The organism is Cupriavidus neocaledonicus, from assembly GCF_000372525.1.
GTDB lineage: Bacteria > Pseudomonadota > Gammaproteobacteria > Burkholderiales > Burkholderiaceae > Cupriavidus > Cupriavidus neocaledonicus.
The window spans coordinates 228,208-244,794 of sequence record NZ_AQUR01000107.1; the positions used below are offsets into that span (position 1 = coordinate 228,208).

General features: G+C 69.0%; 16 protein-coding genes. 2 read left to right on the forward strand and 14 right to left on the reverse strand.

Going from position 1 to position 16,587, the window contains the following annotated elements:
* Positions 1–2: 2 nt before the first annotated feature.
* Both rsmA and trpS read left to right on the forward strand, forming a co-directional pair.
* Positions 3–836, forward strand: a complete 834-nt coding sequence (gene rsmA / locus A3AG_RS0129245; RefSeq protein WP_018008821.1) for a 16S rRNA (adenine(1518)-N(6)/adenine(1519)-N(6))-dimethyltransferase RsmA — start codon at positions 3–5, stop codon at positions 834–836.
* 70 nt (positions 837–906) lie between these two features.
* Positions 907–1,944: a tryptophan--tRNA ligase gene (gene trpS / locus A3AG_RS0129250; protein ID WP_018008822.1), complete on the forward strand. Its 1,038-nt coding sequence runs from the start codon at positions 907–909 to the stop codon at positions 1,942–1,944.
* Positions 1,945–2,123: 179 nt separating this feature from the next.
* On the opposite strand, the gene A3AG_RS0129255 is transcribed toward trpS, so the two are convergent.
* From A3AG_RS0129255 to A3AG_RS0129325, 14 genes are all read right to left on the reverse strand, one after another.
* On the reverse strand, positions 2,124–2,975 hold the full coding sequence (locus tag A3AG_RS0129255; RefSeq protein WP_051073580.1) for a DMT family transporter: 852 nt from the start codon (positions 2,973–2,975) through the stop codon (positions 2,124–2,126).
* A 65-nt stretch (positions 2,976–3,040) separates the two neighbouring features.
* Positions 3,041–3,448: a lactoylglutathione lyase gene (gene gloA / locus A3AG_RS0129260; RefSeq protein ID WP_018008824.1), complete on the reverse strand. Its 408-nt coding sequence runs from the start codon at positions 3,446–3,448 to the stop codon at positions 3,041–3,043.
* 95 nt (positions 3,449–3,543) lie between these two features.
* Entirely contained in the window at positions 3,544–4,413 is an 870-nt protein-coding gene (locus A3AG_RS0129265) for a M48 family metallopeptidase (RefSeq protein ID WP_018008825.1), read from the reverse strand.
* Positions 4,410–5,174 (reverse strand): lysophospholipid acyltransferase family protein, encoded by a 765-nt coding sequence (locus A3AG_RS0129270; protein ID WP_018008826.1) that lies wholly within the window; start codon positions 5,172–5,174, stop codon positions 4,410–4,412. The genes A3AG_RS0129265 and A3AG_RS0129270 overlap by 4 nt, the downstream gene beginning before the upstream one ends.
* A gap of 50 nt (positions 5,175–5,224) precedes the next feature.
* A complete protein-coding gene (gene gmhB / locus A3AG_RS0129275) occupies positions 5,225–5,860 on the reverse strand; it encodes a D-glycero-beta-D-manno-heptose 1,7-bisphosphate 7-phosphatase (protein ID WP_018008827.1) in 636 nt (211 codons plus the stop codon).
* Between the two features lie 38 nt (positions 5,861–5,898).
* Positions 5,899–8,022 (reverse strand): glycine--tRNA ligase subunit beta, encoded by a 2,124-nt coding sequence (glyS, locus tag A3AG_RS0129280; RefSeq protein WP_018008828.1) that lies wholly within the window; start codon positions 8,020–8,022, stop codon positions 5,899–5,901.
* A gap of 38 nt (positions 8,023–8,060) precedes the next feature.
* Positions 8,061–8,699: a hypothetical protein gene (locus tag A3AG_RS0129285; protein WP_018008829.1), complete on the reverse strand. Its 639-nt coding sequence runs from the start codon at positions 8,697–8,699 to the stop codon at positions 8,061–8,063.
* A complete protein-coding gene (gene glyQ, locus A3AG_RS0129290; RefSeq protein WP_026164560.1) occupies positions 8,696–9,646 on the reverse strand; it encodes a glycine--tRNA ligase subunit alpha in 951 nt (316 codons plus the stop codon). The genes A3AG_RS0129285 and glyQ overlap by 4 nt, the downstream gene beginning before the upstream one ends.
* A 559-nt stretch (positions 9,647–10,205) precedes the next feature.
* The gene (lnt, locus tag A3AG_RS0129300) at positions 10,206–11,813 is read right to left on the reverse strand and encodes an apolipoprotein N-acyltransferase (RefSeq protein ID WP_018008831.1); all 1,608 of its coding nucleotides are present in this window, start codon (positions 11,811–11,813) and stop codon (positions 10,206–10,208) included.
* Positions 11,810–12,697, reverse strand: coding sequence for an HlyC/CorC family transporter (locus tag A3AG_RS0129305; RefSeq protein WP_018008832.1), 888 nt, complete (start codon positions 12,695–12,697; stop codon positions 11,810–11,812). Before A3AG_RS0129305 ends, lnt begins: the two co-directional genes overlap by 4 nt.
* 132 nt (positions 12,698–12,829) lie before the next feature.
* Entirely contained in the window at positions 12,830–13,585 is a 756-nt protein-coding gene (gene ybeY, locus A3AG_RS0129310; RefSeq protein ID WP_018008833.1) for an rRNA maturation RNase YbeY, read from the reverse strand.
* Positions 13,586–14,593, reverse strand: coding sequence for a PhoH family protein (locus tag A3AG_RS0129315; protein ID WP_018008834.1), 1,008 nt, complete (start codon positions 14,591–14,593; stop codon positions 13,586–13,588).
* A gap of 49 nt (positions 14,594–14,642) precedes the next feature.
* Positions 14,643–15,995, reverse strand: coding sequence for a tRNA (N6-isopentenyl adenosine(37)-C2)-methylthiotransferase MiaB (miaB, locus tag A3AG_RS0129320; protein ID WP_018008835.1), 1,353 nt, complete (start codon positions 15,993–15,995; stop codon positions 14,643–14,645).
* Between the two features lie 91 nt (positions 15,996–16,086).
* Entirely contained in the window at positions 16,087–16,482 is a 396-nt protein-coding gene (locus A3AG_RS0129325) for a hypothetical protein (RefSeq protein WP_018008836.1), read from the reverse strand.
* Between the last annotated feature and the right edge of the window lie 105 nt (positions 16,483–16,587).

Here is a 16,587-nt window from a genome sequence, read left to right on the forward strand (position 1 = left end):
TCATGCGTTCTAACGTGCACCAGGGCCATGTGGCCCGCAAACGATTCGGGCAGAACTTCCTGGTCGACGACACCATCATCCACGGCATCGTCAATGCCATCAGCCCGCAGGCCGGCGACGTGCTGGTCGAGATCGGGCCGGGGCTGGGCGCGCTGACCGACCCGCTGCTCGAGCGGATTGCGCAGATGCAGGTGGTCGAACTGGACCGCGACCTGGTCGAACGGCTGCGCCGCCGCTATGGCGAGCGCCTGCAGGTCCACGCCGGCGACGCGCTCGACTTCGACTTCGACAAGCTCGCCGTGCCCGGCCGACCGCTGCGCATCGTCGGCAACCTGCCGTACAACATTTCGAGCCCGCTGCTGTTCCACCTGATGGAGTTTGCCGACCACGTGCACGACCAGCACTTCATGCTGCAGAAGGAGGTGGTCGAGCGCATGGTCGCCGAGCCCGGCAGCAAGGCCTTCGGCCGGCTGTCGATCATGCTGCAGGTGCGCTACTACATGGAGCATGTGCTGGACGTGCCGCCGGGCGCCTTCAACCCGCCGCCCAAGGTCGACTCCGCCGTGGTCCGCATGATCCCGTGGCCGCGCCACGGCGACGGCCGGCTGCGTTCGCCGCATGCCGATTGCGACATTACCGTGCTCGGCGACGTGGTCACGGCGGCGTTCTCGCAGCGGCGCAAGGTGCTGCGCAACACGCTCTCGTTCCTGCGCGACCAGGTCGACTTCGAAGCCATGGGCTTCGACCTGGGCCGGCGCGCCGAGGAAGTGCCGGTCGGCGAGTATGTCGAGCTGGCCCGGCGCCTGGGCGACAAGGCTTCGGGCCAGGCCGCCTGAGCCCGCGCCGACTTCCCGCATTCCCTGGCATCCAGATTCTCCCGCGACTATTTCCGTGCAAGACCGTCCCATGACAGCCCAAACCAGCCAAACCAACCGGCGTCCCGTGATCCTGACCGGCGACCGTCCCACCGGCCCGCTGCACCTCGGCCACTTCGTCGGCTCGCTCAAGAGCCGCGTCGCGCTGCAGGATTCGCACGAGCAATACCTGCTGCTGGCCGACACCCAGGCCATGACCGACAACGCGCACGATCCCGACAAGGTGCGCCGCAACGTGCTGGAGGTGGCGCTGGACTACCTGGCGGTCGGCATCGACCCGGCCAAGACCACCATCACGGTGCAGTCGCACCTGCCCGCGCTGGCCGAGCTGACGCTGATGTACCTGAACTTCGTCACGGTGGCGCGGCTCGAGCGCAACCCGACCATCAAGGAAGAGATCCAGGCGCGCGGCTTTGGCCGCGACATCCCGGCCGGCTTCCTGTGCTATCCGGCCTCGCAGGCCGCCGACATCACCGGCTTCAAGGCCGAGGTGGTGCCGGTGGGCGAGGACCAGGCCCCGCTGATCGAGCAGACCAACGAGATCGTGCGCCGCATCAACCACCAGGTCGGCCGCGACGTGCTGCCCGAGTGCAAGGCGATGATTCCGCAGTTCGGCCGTCTGCCCGGCGTCGACGGCAAGGCCAAGATGAGCAAGTCGATGGGCAACGCGATCGCGCTGGGGGCCGCGCCCGAGCAGATCAAGGCCGCGGTGCACAGCATGTACACCGACCCCAACCACCTGCGCGTGTCCGATCCCGGCCAGGTCGAGGGCAACGTGGTGTTCACCTATCTCGATGCGTTCGATCCGAACACCGAGGAAGTCCAGGCGCTGAAGGAACACTACCAGCGCGGCGGGCTCGGCGACATGGTGCTCAAGCGCCGCATCGAGGGCGTGCTGCAAGACATGCTGGGCCCGATCCGCGAGCGCCGCGAAGCGCTGGCCAAGGATCCGGACTATGTCTTCGACATCCTGCGCCAGGGCACCGCGAAGGCGCGCGAACTGACCCAGCAGACGCTGGAAGAAGTGCGCGACGCGCTCGGCATGTTCTCGTTCGAGGCACGGCGCTGAACTTGGGACAGCGCTCAAGGGCACCACTGGTGTTTGGTGCTCCCAAGCCGCCCGAACTCGCCTGAGCAAGGTGTTCTCCCTCTCCCCTCATGGGGAGAGGGACCGGGGTGAGGGGTGGGCCAGCAAGGCGCCACACCAAGCAAGGCCAACGGTTTTCAAGCCCAACCGTGGCGCGCCACTCACGCCCGCCGGTTCACCAGCACAATCCCCGCCAGCACCAGCACCGCCGCCACCGCAAAGCGCGGGCCCACGGCGTCGTGCATCAGCACCACGCCGAAGGCGACCCCGAACAGCGGCGTCAGGAAGGAAAACACCGACAGCCGCGACGCCAGGTAGCGCTGCAGCAGCCAGAACCAGGCCAGGTAGCTGGCAAAGGCGATCAGCACCGACTGGTAGAACAGGCTCGCCAGCACCACGCCGTCGATCTGCACGGCGGCGGTCTGGCCGCCCGCCAGCGCCATGCCCAGCAGCATCACCGCGGACACCGCCAGCTGGTACAGCAGGGTCTTGCTGGCCGGTGCGCCGGCCAGCGGGCTGGCGCGCACCACCACGGTGGTGGCTGCCCACAGCGCGCCGGCGAGGATGCCGAGCGCATCGCCCAGCAGCGTGCTGCCCTGCGCCGACGGCGCGGCGATGCCATCGGCAAAGGCCAGCGCCATGCCCGCGAATGCCAGTGCCACGCCCAGCCATTGTCCGGGGCGCAGCCGTTCGCCCGGCACCACCGCATGCAGTCCCAGCGCGGTGAAGATCGGCGCGGTGTACAGGAACACCGCCATGCGCGAGGCCGTGGTGTGCCCCAGGCCGACGAAGATGCAGAAGAACTCCGCCCCGAACAGCAGCCCAGCCAGCAGGCCGGCGTTGAGCGTACCGTCGCGCCGCCACAGCGGGGTGCCGCGCCACGCCGCGAAGCCGAATACCAGCAGCCCCGCGACCGCCGAGCGCACGCCGGCCTGCAGCACCGCGCCCATCAGCGGCGCGGTCACCTTGATCACCACCTGCTGCAGTCCCCAGGCGGCGCACAGCACCACCATCAGGCCGATGGCGGTGCCGTCGAGCGGCTGGCGCGCGACGCCCTGCGTGCTCACGGCGCAGGCCTTCAGGGACGGCTCGCGTCGCGGGTGGAATGGCGCTCGATCAGCTCGATCTTGTAGCCGTCCGGGTCTTCGACGAAGGCGATCACGGTGGTGCCGCCCTTGACCGGGCCGGCTTCGCGCGTGACCTTGCCGCCGGCGGCGCGGATGCGCTCGCAGGCGGCCGCGGCATCGTCGGTCTCCAGCGCGATGTGGCCGTAGGCGGTGCCGAGGTCGTAGCTGTCGACGCCGTAGTTGTAGGTCAGCTCCAGCACCGCGGTTTCGCTCTCGGGGCCGTAGCCGACAAAGGCGAGGCGGTACTTGTACTCGGGGTTGTCGCTCTGGCGCAGCAGCTGCATGCCGAGTACGCGGGTGTAGAAGTCGATGGAGCGCTGCATGTCGCCGACGCGCAGCATGGTGTGGAGGAGTCGCATGGGAGGGCCTTCAACTGTTATCGGTATGGGAAGGCGCCATTTTAGTGCCTTTGGCCGAAACCCACCGGGCCCAGTCCCAGTACCGGTAGCGGCCCTCAGAACGTCGGCAGCAGCTCGGGCGGATGCGCGCGCAATTGCGCGCGGGCGTCGCGGAACTCGGGAAAGATCGACTCCACGGTTTCCCAGAAGCGGGGGCCGTGGTTCATTTCCTTCAGGTGCGCCAGCTCGTGCGCGGCGACATAGTCGATCATCGACAGTGGGAAATGCATCAGGCGCCAGTTCAGCCGGATCTTGCCGTCGGCGGTGCAGCTGCCCCAGCGGGTCGCGGCCGAGGTCAGCGCGAAGCCGGTGTGGCGCACGCCCAGCCTGGCGGCATAGAGATCCAGCCGTTCGGCCAGCAGGCGGCGCGCCTGCTGCTGCAGCCAGCCCTGCACGCGGTCCTTGATCTGCTGCTCGTCGGCATGGGCCGGCAGCGCCAGGTGCAGCACGCGGCGGTCGGCATCGAACAGCAGCGCGCCGATCGGGGACTCCAGCGCCAGCGTCAGCGGCTGGCCGAGGAAGGGCAGGGCCGCGCCCTCGCGCCACTGCACCGTCGGCAGTACCCGGCGCGCTTCGCGGTGGCGCCACTCGCCCAGCTTGTTGAAGATCCAGCGCTGCTTTTCCAGGATCGCCGCCTCGATATCGGCCAGCGTGACCCAGCGCGGCGCGGTGATCGACAGGCCGCGGTCGTCGATGGTGAAGCCGATGGTGCGGCGCGCCGAACGCTTGACGGTGTAGTGCAGCGGCCGCTCGCCGATCTGCAGCAGGCGCGCATTGGGCTGCGGCACCGGCCACGCCGGCGCGTGCTGCGGAAGCTCCGGCTGCGGGGCCAGCGGCGCCGCCGGCTGCGGCTCGTGGGCGGGTTCCGCCAGCGGCAGCTCCAGCTGCGCGCCGTCGGCCTCCGCCGCGGGTCGCAAGAGCTTCATGCGGCGGACTCGCTGCGCTGCGCAGCGCGGTAGCTTTCCGGGTCGATGCGGCGCATGTCGCGTTCGATCCAGTCGGCCACTTCCTGGTTGAGCTGGTCGGCGGTCTTGTTGGCCGAGGCGATCGGCGGGCCGACCGAGATCGTCACCATGCCCGGGTATTTCAGGAAGGAATTGCGCGGCCAGACCCGGCCCGAATTGACCGCCATCGGCAGTACCCAGGCCCCGGTTTCCACCGCCAGGCGCGCGCCGCCGCTCTTGTAGCGCGGCTTTTCCAGGCCCGAGGGCGTGCGCGTGCCTTCCGGAAACATGATGATCCAGGCGCCTTCGGCCAGCCGCTCGCGGCCCTGGCGCGCGGCCGACGCAAACGCGCGCGTGCCTTCCTTGCGGTTGATATGGACCATCTTCAGCATGCCCAGCGCCCAGCCGAAGAACGGCACCAGCAGCAGCTCGCGCTTGAACACGAAGCACAGCGGCTTGGGCATCAGCGCCACGTAGGCCACGGTTTCCCAGGCCGACTGGTGCTTGGACAGCAGCACCACCGGCTTGTCGAGCATGCCGTCCATGTGCTCATGGCCCTCGATGCGGTACTGGATGCCGCAGATGACGCGCGCGGCGCCGATGACCAGCCGCGGCCAGCCGCGCACGAAGCGGAAGCGCTGGTCGGCATTCATGAACGGGAACACCAGGAAGCAGGCGCAGGCGTAGGGCGGCGTCAGCACCAGCAGGTACAGCGCGAACAACAGGGAACGAAGGAACGTCATGCGGGGGCGCAAATAGGGAATGGGTGCGGACGCGTGGGCCGCAGGCTCGGTCAGCCGGCGGCGGCATGCCCGCCGTGGCCGGAGGGGCCGCTCGGGCCGCCCGGACCGCTCTGGGCCGGCTGGCGTTGGCCGCCGTCGTTGCCGGTCAGCCAGCGGGCAAAGGCGCGCAGGTCGTCGTGGACTTGCGTGCCGGGAGGCAGCCCGCCCTGGTCGAGCGTCTTCAGGCCCTTGCCGCTGCGCACCAGGTGCGGGGCGCAGCCGACCGCCACGCCGGCTTCGAGGTCGCGCAGCGAATCGCCGACGATCGGCACGCCGCGCAGCTCGATGCCGAAGCGCTCGCTGATCTGTTCCAGCATGCCCGGGCGCGGCTTGCGGCATTCGCAGGCGTCCGCGGCGGTATGGGGGCAGAAGAACACCGCCTCGACCCGCCCGCCCAGCCGTGCCAGCGCCGTATGCATCTTCTCGTGCATGGCATTGAGCGCGCTCATCTCGAACAACCCGCGGCCGATGCCGGACTGGTTGCTGGCGATGACCACGCGGTAGCCCGCCTGGTTGAGCGCGGCGATGGCTTCGAGGCTGCCGTCGATCGGCACCCATTCATCGGGGGTCTTGATGAACTGGTCGCTGTCGAGGTTGACCACCCCGTCGCGGTCGAGAATGACAAACTTGGGCGGTGTCTGCGGCATGTGCGGCTCCGGCGCTTGCTGGGATTTGCGTCAACCGCTCAGGCGGCCAGCTTGGAGATGTCGGCGACGCGGTTGGCCAGCGCATGCAGCGAGGCCAGCAGCGCCAGCCGGTTGGCGCGCAGCTGCGCGTCCTCGGCCATCACCATCACGTCGTTGAAGAACTGGTCGACGGCGTCGCGCAGCTGGGCCAGGTCGCGCAGAGCGGCGGTGAAGTCGCCGCTGGCGAAGGCAGCCTCGACGGCCGGGCGCACGCGCTCGATGGCGGTGTGCAGCGCGCCTTCGGCGCCTTCCTGGAACAGCGCCGGGTTCACCGCGCCGACCGGCTCGGTGTTCTTGCGCAGGATGTTGGTGATGCGCTTGTTGGCGGCGGCCAGGGCCTCGGCCTCGGGCAGCGCGGCGAAGGTGCGCACCGCTTCCATGCGGCCCAGGATGTCATGCAGCTGGTCCGGGCGCAGGCTGACCACGGCCTCGACTTCATTGGTGGTGTAGCCCTTGTCCTTCAGGTAGCCGCGCACGCGGTCGTACAGGAAGTCGAGGATGGCCTCGGGCGCCGGCTTGACCGCGGCGATGCCGGCAAAGGCGTGCTGCGTCTGCGCCAGCAGCGACGCCAGCGACAGCGCCAGCGGCTTTTCGATCAGCATGCGCAGGATGCCCAGCGCGTGGCGGCGCAGCGCGAACGGGTCCTTCTCGCCGGTGGGCTGCAGGCCGATGCCCCAGATCCCCACCAGGGTCTCGAGCTTGTCGGCCAGCGCCACCGCGGTGCTGACCGCGCTTGCCGGCAGTGCATCGCCGGCGAAGCGCGGGCGGTAGTGCTCCGAGCAGGCCAGCGCCACGTCCTCGGCTTCGTCGTCGTGGCGGGCGTAGTAGGTGCCCATGGTGCCTTGCAACTCGGGGAACTCGCCCACCATGTCGGTCAGCAGGTCGGCCTTGGCCAGCTCCGCGCCGCGCATCGCCGCGGCCTTGTCGGTGGCCACGCCGGCGGCGTTGAGCGCATCGGCGACATGGCCGGCGATCTGCTGCAGGCGCTGCACGCGGTCCAGCTGCGTGCCGATCTTGTTGTGGTAGACCACGCTGGCCAGTTGCGGCACGCGCGAGGCCAGGGTCTTCTTGCGGTCCTGGTCGAAGAAGAACTTGGCGTCGGCCAGGCGCGGGCGCACCACGCGCTCGTTGCCGCTGATGATCGATTGCGGCGTCTCGGTGGCCAGGTTCGACACGATCAGGAAGCGGTTGCGCAGGTGGCCGTCGGCATCGGTCAGTGCAAAGTACTTCTGGTTGGTCTGCATGGTCAGGATCAGGCATTCCTGCGGCACCGCCAGGAAGGCTTCCTCGAAATGGCAGGCGTACACCACCGGCCATTCCACCAGCGAGTTGACTTCATCGAGCAGCGCCTCGGGCATGATCACCTGGTCGGCGCCGGCTTCCTGCAGCAGCGCGCTGCGCATGCGCTCGCGGCGCTCGGCATAGCTGGCCACCACGCGGCCGGCGGACTCGAGCTGCTGCGCATAGTCGTTGGCATGGCGGATCTCGATCGCGCCATGCGAAAGGAAGCGGTGGCCCTGGGTCAGGTTGCTGGCCTGCAGCCCCAGCAGCGTCACCGGCAGGATCTCGCTGCCGAACAGCGCGATCAGGCTGTGCGCCGGGCGCACGAAATGCACCGTGCTGCCGTCGGGGCGCTGGTAGCTCATGACCTTGGGGATCGGCAGCTTCGCCACGGTGTCTTCGAGCGTGGCCTGCAGCCCCGCGGCCAGTTCGGCGCCGCGCGCGGTATAGCGGTAGAAGAAGGCCTCGGCCTTGCCGTCGGAGGCGCGCTCCAGCGACTGCCAGTCGATCTCGGCCACGCCGACCGCTTTGGCCAGCGCGGCCAGTTTCTTGGCCAGCGGGGCGGTCGGCTCGCCGTTGGCGTCCAGCGCCACCGACAGCGGCAGGACCTTCTCGCGCTGCTCGCGGTCCGGCGCGTTGCGGCGCACGCCGCTGACCAGCGCCGCCAGGCGGCGCGGGGTGGCGAACGGCGTCACGGTGGCGCCCGGCTCAAGCAGGTCGCGCTCGCCCAGGCCGGCGAACAGGCCCTGCGCGAAGGCGTCGCCCAGGCGCGCCAGCGCCTTGGGGGGCAGCTCTTCGGTGAACAGTTCGATCAGCAGCGAGTCGGTCATGGGTTGCGACATGAATCGTATCCAACAGGTTGTAGCGCGCGCAGCCTGGCTCAGCAGCGCGGCGAAAGATTAGGTTCGACTCCGGACAGCAGCCACAGGCCGTTCTGTTGCCGGAATTGCAGCGTGGTGTAGGCGCATTGCGCTGCCGCCGCGGCCGCCGCGGCGCTGGCGGCGCCATTGCTGCCGCCGCGGCTGCCCGCCGCCGGGAAGCGCGCGTCGATGCGGCGCAGGCGCTTGTCGTAGCGGATCTCGTCGATGCGCCCGCCCACCCAGAAATCGATCTTCGGCGGCAGCTGCGCCGCCGAGTAGTAGGTCTTGACCTTGCGCCGGGTGCGGCCGTTGTGGGTTTCCGTCTCGACCCACGTCAGCGGGTAGCGGATCGCGCTTTCATAGGCGCGCAGCGGCACCCGGTGCCAGCCCAGGTCGCGCTGGCCGGACAGGTCGCACGAGAACGAGCGCACCAGCTGCGTCCACTGGTCGAGCGCGTTCAGCGATGGCCGCCACTGGCGCGCCATCGCCAGCTGCAGCGCCTGCGCGTCGGCCTCGCACACGTTGCTCAGTTCGGCCGGCAGCATCAGCACCTGCGCGCTGGGAGCGGCCTGCGCGCGTGCGCCCGCGGCATTGCCAGCCGCGGCCAGCGTGGCGAGGGCCAGGGCGCAGCCCAGCGCGCTGCGCGCCGGCAGCCTCATGCCCGCGCTCCGTCGCGCTGGCCGCACATCGGGAAGCCGAGGGCCTCGCGCGAGTCGTAGTAGGCCTGCGCCACCTGGCGCGACAGGTTGCGGATACGGCCGATATAAGCCGCGCGCTCGGTGACCGAGATCGCGCCGCGCGCATCGAGCAGGTTGAAGGTGTGCGCGGCCTTGAGCACCTGTTCGTAGGCCGGCAGTGCCAGGCGCGTGCCGCCGTCCTGGCCAGGCTCGGCACCGTCGCCGTTGCCCATCAGCCGCTTGGCCTCGCCCTCGTGCTCGGCGAAATGGCGGAACAGGATTTCGGTGTTGCTGTGCTCGAAGTTGTAGGTGGATTGCTCCACCTCGTTCTGGTGGTACACGTCGCCGTAGGTCAGGCGGCGGGTCTCGCCGTTCTCGACCCACTCGGTCCAGACCAGGTCGTAGACGTTCTCGACCTTCTGCAGGTACATCGCCAGGCGTTCGATGCCGTAGGTGATTTCACCGGTGATGGGCTTGCAGTCGATGCCGCCCACCTGCTGGAAGTAGGTGAACTGGGTCACCTCCATGCCGTTGAGCCAGACTTCCCAGCCCAGGCCCCAGGCGCCCAGCGTGGGGTTTTCCCAGTCGTCCTCGACGAAGCGGATGTCGTTCTGCTTCAGGTCCAGGCCGAGCGCCTCGAGCGAGCCCAGGTACAGCTCCAGGATGTTCTCCGGCGCGGGCTTGAGCACCACCTGGTATTGGTAGTAGTGCTGCAGCCGGTTCGGGTTCTCGCCGTAGCGGCCGTCCTTGGGCCGCCGCGACGGCTGCACGTAGGCGGCACGCCAGGGCTCGGGGCCGATCGCGCGCAGGAAGGTATGTACGTGGGAAGTGCCGGCGCCGACCTCCAGATCGATGGGTTGCAACAGCGCGCAGCCCTGCCGGTCCCAGTAGGCCTGCAGGGTCAGAATCATTTGTTGGAAGGTCAGCATAGGAAGACTAGGTAGAGGCAAGCGGAGGCAAGCCGAGGCCGCGCAGCGCGTGCCGGAGCCGCCGCATACGGATTTTGCCAAACCCTGAATTCTATCGGCTTTTTGGCGCGGCGCCCCGATTGGCAGGGCCGCAAGGGGCACGCACCGGTGGCCGGTCCGGCGCGCCGATGTCGGCCCGGCGCAACGCATCGGGAAAATACTGACGCCGATTTCAGGTTGTGCCGCTGCTTGCCGATAACGTTTTTGTATACAGTATGAGTAAGCAACCCGTTTCAGAGCGTTGCGATTGACGGTCCGTGCCGATAGGCAGGCACGGCGGCTGCCGGGCCTTGCCGCGCAGCCGTATGTCAGGAATGGATTATTGATGGGGACATACGGATCATGGCACTTCTTTCTCGCAAACCTTATCTGGTCGCAATCGCGGTCATGATCGCCGCGGCCACCGTGTCCGTGGTGACCGGACTGCTGAACTGAACCTGCCCGCGCGCCGCTGACGCGCCTGCGGCACCGGGGCTGCGGCGGTGATCCGCCGCGCCCGGGGCCTGCCAGTCATGCACCTTCAGCCGCGGTTGCGCGCCTGGCGCGCGCGCCAGGCCGCCATCCCCAGCACCAGCGCAATCAGCGCCAGCACCGGCGCGTTACCCCAGCGGATATAGGGCGTCAGCCCCTGCATGCCCTGCACCTCGGCCGTCAGCGTGCCGACGGTGAAGGTCGGCAGGCGCTGCTGCACGGTGCCGTCCGGGCGCACCACCGCGGTCATGCCGGTATTGGTCGAGCGCAGCATCGGCCGGCGCGTTTCCAGCGCCCGCATGCGCGAGATCTGCAGGTGCTGGTCCAGTGCGATGGTGTCGCCGAACCACGCCAGGTTGGTCAGGTTGGCCAGCAGGTTGGCCGGCGCCGGCTGCTGGCGCAGCGTCTGCGCGATTTCTTCGCCGAACAAATCCTCGTAGCAGATGTTTGGCGCCACGCGCACGCCCCGCACCGGCAGCGAGGCCTGGTCCAGCCCGCCGCGGCGGAAGTCGCCCAGCGGCATCTTCATCATGTCGACGAACCAGCGGAAGCCCAGCGGGATGAATTCGCCGAACGGGACCAGGTGATGCTTGTTGTAGCGGTACAGCCGTTCGGTTTCCGGGCCCAGGCCGAACACGCTGTTGGTGAAGTCGACCGGGGAATCGGCGCCGGCGGCGCCGAACAGCACCGTGGTGCCGCTCGCCAGCGCGAAGTCGCGCACGGCGACGGCGACGTCGACCGGCAGTTCCTGCAGGATCACCGGGAACGCGGTTTCGGGCGTCACCACCAGGTCGGCCGGTGTCGCGGTGATCATGTCGCGGTACAGCTCGATCGAGCGCTGGATGCCGGCGGGCTCGAACTTGATGTCCTGCGCCACGTTGCCCTGCAGCAGCCGCACGGTCAGCGGCTTGCCCGCGGGCGTGGTCCAGGCCAGCGGCGCCAGCGCCGCGCCGGCGGCGGGCACCAGCAGCGCCAGCGCCAGCGCAGCCAGCGCGCGGCGCCGTTGGCCGCGGCCGAGCCCGCGCACCGCCGCCGCCAGCAGCGCCGCCACCGCGGCGGCCAGCGCGCCGATGCCGTACACGCCGAGCACCGGCGCGAAGCCCGCCAGCGGTCCGTCGGCATGGGCATAGCCGCCCGACAGCCACGGGAAGCCGGTGAACACCACGCCGCGCAGCCATTCGCTCAGGCCCCACGCCGCGCCGAACGCCAGCGGCGCGAGCAGCGTGCCCGCGCGCAGGCGCGCCGTGAGCCGGTGCCAGAGCGCGCCGGCCAGCGCGGGGTAGAGCGACAGGAAGCCCGAGAACAGCACCACCGCCAGCGCCGCCATCCACGACGGCATCTCGCCGTACACGTGCATGCTGATATAGAGCCACCAGATACCGGACAGGAACCAGCCCAGCCCGAAGGCATAGCCGATCGCGCCGGCCGCGCGCGCGCGCGGCGCGTCGGCGATCAGCGCGGCCAGACCGGCCAGCGACAGGATCTGCAGCCACCACCAGTCGTGCGGCGCGAAGGCCTGGGTATGGGCGATGCCGAGCACGCCGGCCAGCAGCAGGCGCGCCAGCGTCGCGGCGCGCGACCGCGCACGCGTGCCGGGCACGCCGGTGGCGCCGGCGTCGGCAGCGGCGCCGTCGGGGAGCGGGGCGGGGAGCTTCATGCGCTGGACGCGCTGGCGCTGTCGGCGCTGGCTTCGCGGTGCACCTGCAGCAGGTGCACCTGGCGCGCGTCGGCGCGCAACACCTCGAAGCGGATCGGCGGCAGCGTGATGACCTCGCCGCGATGGGGCACGTGGCCCACGTGGTTGGACAACAGCCCGCCGACGGTATCGACATCGTGGTCGGAGAAGGCCGTGCCAAAGGCTTCGTTGAACTGCGCGATCTCGGTCAGGCCGTGCACGCGCCAGCTGCCGTCGGGCATCGGCAGGATATTGTCCTGGTCTTCGTCGAGGTCGAACTCGTCCTCGATATCGCCCACGATCTGTTCCAGCACGTCCTCGATCGTCACCAGCCCGGCCACGCCGCCGTATTCGTCGACGACCATGGCGATATGGTTGCGGTTGATGCGGAACTCGCGCAGCAGGATGTTCAGGCGCTTGGATTCGGGGATGAACACCGCCGGGCGCAGGGTCTCGCGCAGGTCGAAGGCGGGATCGGTGTAGTAGCGCAGCAGGTCCTTGGCCAGCAGGATGCCGATGATGTTGTCGCGGCTGCCTTCGTAGACCGGGAAGCGCGAGTGCGCGGTCTGCTGCATGAAGGGGATAAAGGTCTCCGGCGCGTCGGCGATATTGACCATATCCATCTGCGCGCGCGGCACCATGATGTCCGCGGCGGTCAGTTCGGAAACCTGGAACACGCCCTCGATCATCGACAGGGAATCGGCATCGATCAGGCTGCGCTCATGCGCTTCCTGGAGCACTTCAAGCAATTCCGCGCGGGTGTCCGGCTCGGGGGAGATCAGGTCTGACAGGCGTTCGAGCAGCGATCGGGGCCGATCGGCCTGCTTCAGGTAAGCGGGCTTCGAACTGGGATAGGGGTCGTTCATTTCGCGGCGAGCGCGTGGTGGAGATCGTCTGAAGGATACACTAAAAGCCTGTCGGTCCCGTGACGGCCGGCCGCGGCCGGGCTTTGCATGTGCCGCAGGAGACGCTCGCCGGCGCCGCCTGCGGCAGCCGCATCACGCGGCCCGGTCGGCCTTTTCCGCCCGGTAAGGATCGGCATAGCCGAGCGCCTGCAGCGTCTCGGTCTCGATCGCTTCCATTTCCTCGGCCTCGGCATCGTCCTCGTGCTCGTAGCCCTGCGCGTGCAGCACGCCGTGCACGACCAGGTGGGCGTAATGGGCCTCGAGCGGCTTGCGCTGCTCGCGCGCCTCGGCTTCCACCACCGGGCAGCACAGTACGATGTCGCCGGTGACGGGATCTTCCTCGCGCTCGGCATAGGCGAAGGTCAGCACATTGGTGGCGTAGTCCTTGCCACGATAGGTGCGGTTCAGCGTGCGCCCCTCTTTCTCGCCGACGAAGCGGATGGTCAGCGCGGCGTCGGCGTACAGCGCCGACTTGACCCAGGTCTCCAGCTTGCGCCGCGCCGGCAGGCCGTTGCCCTTGCCGATGCCGTCGCCGTGCTGGACCTCCAGCTCCAGTGCCGGCGGCGTGGCCGGAGTGCCGGTGGTGGTGGTCAGCGGCGCGGCGGTCACCGCCACCGACAGCGCGTCATGGTTGTCCGGGCGCACCAGCAGGCCGGCCTGCTGGTTGGTATCGGTGTGCTCGGCCAGCAGCGCGACCACGCCGTCGGCGGCCTGCGTCAGGTCCAGCGTCAGGCTGCGGCCGTCGGGCAGCTGCACGCGCAGCGCATGCGCGGCGCTCTTGCGCGCGCGGCCTTCGCCGTCGAACAGGGTCAGGCTGACGCCGGAAGACTGGGATTTCTGCGATTTCAATTAAGCGTCCTTGTGCTGGGCGTGATATTCGTCATAGGCATCGACGATGCGCGCCACCAGCGGATGGCGCACCACGTCGATGCTGGTAAAGCGGGTGCAGGCGATGCCGCGCACGTCGCGCAGCACGTGCTGCGCTTCGACCAGGCCGCTCTTCTGGCCCTTGGGCAGGTCGATCTGCGTGGTGTCGCCGGTGATCACCGCCTTGGAGCCGAAGCCGATCCGGGTCAGGAACATCTTCATCTGCTCGGGCGTGGTGTTCTGCGCCTCGTCCAGGATGATGAAGGCATGGTTCAGCGTGCGTCCGCGCATGTACGCCAGCGGCGCGATCTCGATCATCTGGCGCTCGAACATCTTCTGCGTGCGGTCGAAGCCGAGCAGGTCGTACAGCGCGTCGTACAGCGGGCGCAGGTAGGGGTCGACCTTCTGCGCCAGGTCGCCGGGCAGGAAGCCCAGGCGCTCGCCGGCTTCCACCGCCGGGCGCGTCAGCACGATGCGCTTGACCGCGTCGCGCTCGAGCGCGTCGACCGCGCACGCCACCGCCAGGTAGGTCTTGCCGGTGCCGGCCGGGCCGATGCCCATGGTCAGGTCGTGCGACAGGATATTGCGCAGGTAGTCGCGCTGCGCCACGGTGCGGCCCTGCAGGCCGGTGCGGCGCGTATGCAGCACCGGCGATTCGTCGCCTTCCTCGCGCTCGGCCTCGTCGTCATCGCCGTTGCCGTTGCCGGGCAGGTAGCTGCCATGCGCGCTGAGCTGGCGCGTCTCGACCAGGCCCAGCTGCACGTCGTCGATCGACAGCGGCGTGCGCGCCTGGTTGTAGAAGCGCTCCAGCGCCAGCGCGGCATCCTGCGCGTGGCCGCCGCGGATGGTCATGCGATGGCCGCGGCGCTGGATGGTCACGTCCAGCGCCTGCTCGATCTGGCGCAGGTTTTCGTCGAGCGGGCCGCACAGGTTCTGCAGCCGGGTGTTGTCGTCCCGCGGGGCGACAAATTCTGCGGAAGGGATTTTCATCGTTGGGCGATGGCCTCGCTGGAAGCTGCTGGGTGGATGGTTCGGCGCGTTACTGGCGCACCACGATCTCGCCGCGCAGCGAGTGCGGGAACGCCTGCGTGATGCTGACATCGACCAGCTGGCCGACCAGCCGGTCGCGGCCCGCCTGCGGTACCCCCGGCAGGGCGAAGTTGACCACGCGGTTGTTCTCGGTGCGGCCATGCAGCTCGGTCGGGTCCTTGCGCGCCGGGCCTTCGACCAGGATGCGCTGCACCGTGCCGACCATGTTCCGGCTGATGCGCTGCACGTTTTCCTCGATCGTGGCCTGCAGCCGCTGCAGGCGCTGCAGCTTGACCTCGCGCGGGGTGTCGTCGTGCAGGTTGGCCGCGGGGGTGCCGGGGCGCGGGCTGAAGATGAACGAGAACGAGGTGTCGTAGCCGATCTCCTCGATCATCGCCATCAGCTTGTCGAAGTCGGCATCGGTCTCGCCGGGGAAGCCGACGATAAAGTCCGACGACATCGACATGTCGGGGCGCAGCGCGCGTAGCCTGCGGATGATGCTCTTGTATTCCAGCACGCTGTAGCCGCGCTTCATCGCCATCAGGATGCGGTCGGACGCATGCTGCACCGGCAGGTGCAGGTGGTTGACCAGCTTGTCGCAGCGGCCGTACAGCTCGACCAGGCGCGAGGTGAATTCCTTCGGGTGGCTGGTGGTGTAGCGGATGCGCTCGATGCCGGGGATCTCGGCCACGTACTCGATCAGCAGCGCGAAGTCGGCGATCTCCGCGGTGTCGCCCATCTTGCCGCGATAGGCATTGACGTTCTGGCCCAGCAGCGTGACTTCGCGCACGCCTTGCTCGGCCAGGCCAGCCACTTCGGCCAGCACGTCCTCGAACGGGCGCGACACTTCCTCGCCGCGCGTGTACGGCACCACGCAATAGCTGCAGTACTTGGAGCAGCCCTCCATGATCGACACGAACGCGCTCGGGCCCTCGACGCGCGCGGGCGGCAGGTGGTCGAACTTCTCGATCTCGGGGAAGGAGATGTCCACCTGCGACTGGCCGGTGCGCTGGCGGCGTGCGATCAGGTCAGGCAGCCGGTGCAGCGTCTGCGGGCCGAACACCACGTCGACATAGGGCGCGCGCGAGACGATGCTGGCGCCTTCCTGGCTGGCCACGCAGCCGCCCACGCCGATCACCAGGTCGGGCTTGGCGGCCTTGAGCGCCTTCATCCGGCCCAGCTCCGAGAACACCTTCTCCTGCGCCTTCTCGCGCACCGAGCAGGTGTTGAACAGGATCACGTCGGCGTCTTCGACGTTGTCGGTGGGTTCCAGCCCCTGGCTGGCGTTGAGGACGTCGACCATCTTGTCCGAGTCGTACTCGTTCATCTGGCAGCCGTACGTCTTGACGAAAACTTTCTTCATATGCCGATCTCAGTGGTTGACCTGGGGGCATCAGGGTGTTGCAACAACACGGCCGGCGCGTGGGGGCACGCCGGTCGCACTTCGGGGGTGGCTATTTTTTCAGCGCCTGCTGTTCGGCCTCGCTCAGTACCCATGCGGTCAGGAGCTGGCCGTACAGGTCCAGCTTGTACCGCACCGGCAGCTTCTGTCCCGCCACCGCGGCGCTGGCCAGCAACTGGTTGTCGGTGCCGAACAGGCGCAGGCCCGGCGCCACGCCGACGCGCTTGCCGTCGAGCGTGGCAGTCTGCGGCGCGCCGGCCGACGGCGCGGCGATGACCAGCCTGGCCGCCACGGCATCGTCCGGGATCACACGCACCGGCTGGGCCGCAGCGGCCGCCGCGCCCAGCAGCAGCGCCGCGCCGCACCCCAGTCCGGCCCAACGCTGGCGCAGGCGCCGAAATGGCACGGACTCCGGCGCCTCAAGGCGCGTATCACGACCTGCTGGCATGGCGAACTCCGACAATTAGGGATGCGGTGGGTGGATGGCCGGCGAGCGGGCAACCGCGCATTTTACCTCGCCGGCGCCGGTTCGGTACGGCCGGCGGTGTGGCAC

Excerpts from the sequence above, each read along its gene's own strand:
- rsmA (WP_018008821.1), top strand. The coding sequence starts at position 3 with ATGCGTTCTAACGTGCACCAGGGCCATGTGGCCCGCAAACGATTCGGG.
- trpS (WP_018008822.1), top strand. The coding sequence starts at position 907 with ATGACAGCCCAAACCAGCCAAACCAACCGGCGTCCCGTGATCCTGACC.
- A3AG_RS0129255 (WP_051073580.1), bottom strand. The coding sequence starts at position 2,975 with ATGGTGGTGCTGTGCGCCGCCTGGGGACTGCAGCAGGTGGTGATCAAG.
- gloA (WP_018008824.1), bottom strand. The coding sequence starts at position 3,448 with ATGCGACTCCTCCACACCATGCTGCGCGTCGGCGACATGCAGCGCTCC.
- A3AG_RS0129265 (WP_018008825.1), bottom strand. The coding sequence starts at position 4,413 with ATGAAGCTCTTGCGACCCGCGGCGGAGGCCGACGGCGCGCAGCTGGAG.
- A3AG_RS0129270 (WP_018008826.1), bottom strand. The coding sequence starts at position 5,174 with ATGACGTTCCTTCGTTCCCTGTTGTTCGCGCTGTACCTGCTGGTGCTG.
- gmhB (WP_018008827.1), bottom strand. The coding sequence starts at position 5,860 with ATGCCGCAGACACCGCCCAAGTTTGTCATTCTCGACCGCGACGGGGTG.
- glyS (WP_018008828.1), bottom strand. The coding sequence starts at position 8,022 with ATGTCGCAACCCATGACCGACTCGCTGCTGATCGAACTGTTCACCGAA.
- A3AG_RS0129285 (WP_018008829.1), bottom strand. The coding sequence starts at position 8,699 with ATGAGGCTGCCGGCGCGCAGCGCGCTGGGCTGCGCCCTGGCCCTCGCC.
- glyQ (WP_026164560.1), bottom strand. The coding sequence starts at position 9,646 with ATGCTGACCTTCCAACAAATGATTCTGACCCTGCAGGCCTACTGGGAC.
- lnt (WP_018008831.1), bottom strand. The coding sequence starts at position 11,813 with ATGAAGCTCCCCGCCCCGCTCCCCGACGGCGCCGCTGCCGACGCCGGC.
- A3AG_RS0129305 (WP_018008832.1), bottom strand. The coding sequence starts at position 12,697 with ATGAACGACCCCTATCCCAGTTCGAAGCCCGCTTACCTGAAGCAGGCC.
- A3AG_RS0129315 (WP_018008834.1), bottom strand. The coding sequence starts at position 14,593 with ATGAAAATCCCTTCCGCAGAATTTGTCGCCCCGCGGGACGACAACACC.
- miaB (WP_018008835.1), bottom strand. The coding sequence starts at position 15,995 with ATGAAGAAAGTTTTCGTCAAGACGTACGGCTGCCAGATGAACGAGTAC.
- A3AG_RS0129325 (WP_018008836.1), bottom strand. The coding sequence starts at position 16,482 with ATGCCAGCAGGTCGTGATACGCGCCTTGAGGCGCCGGAGTCCGTGCCA.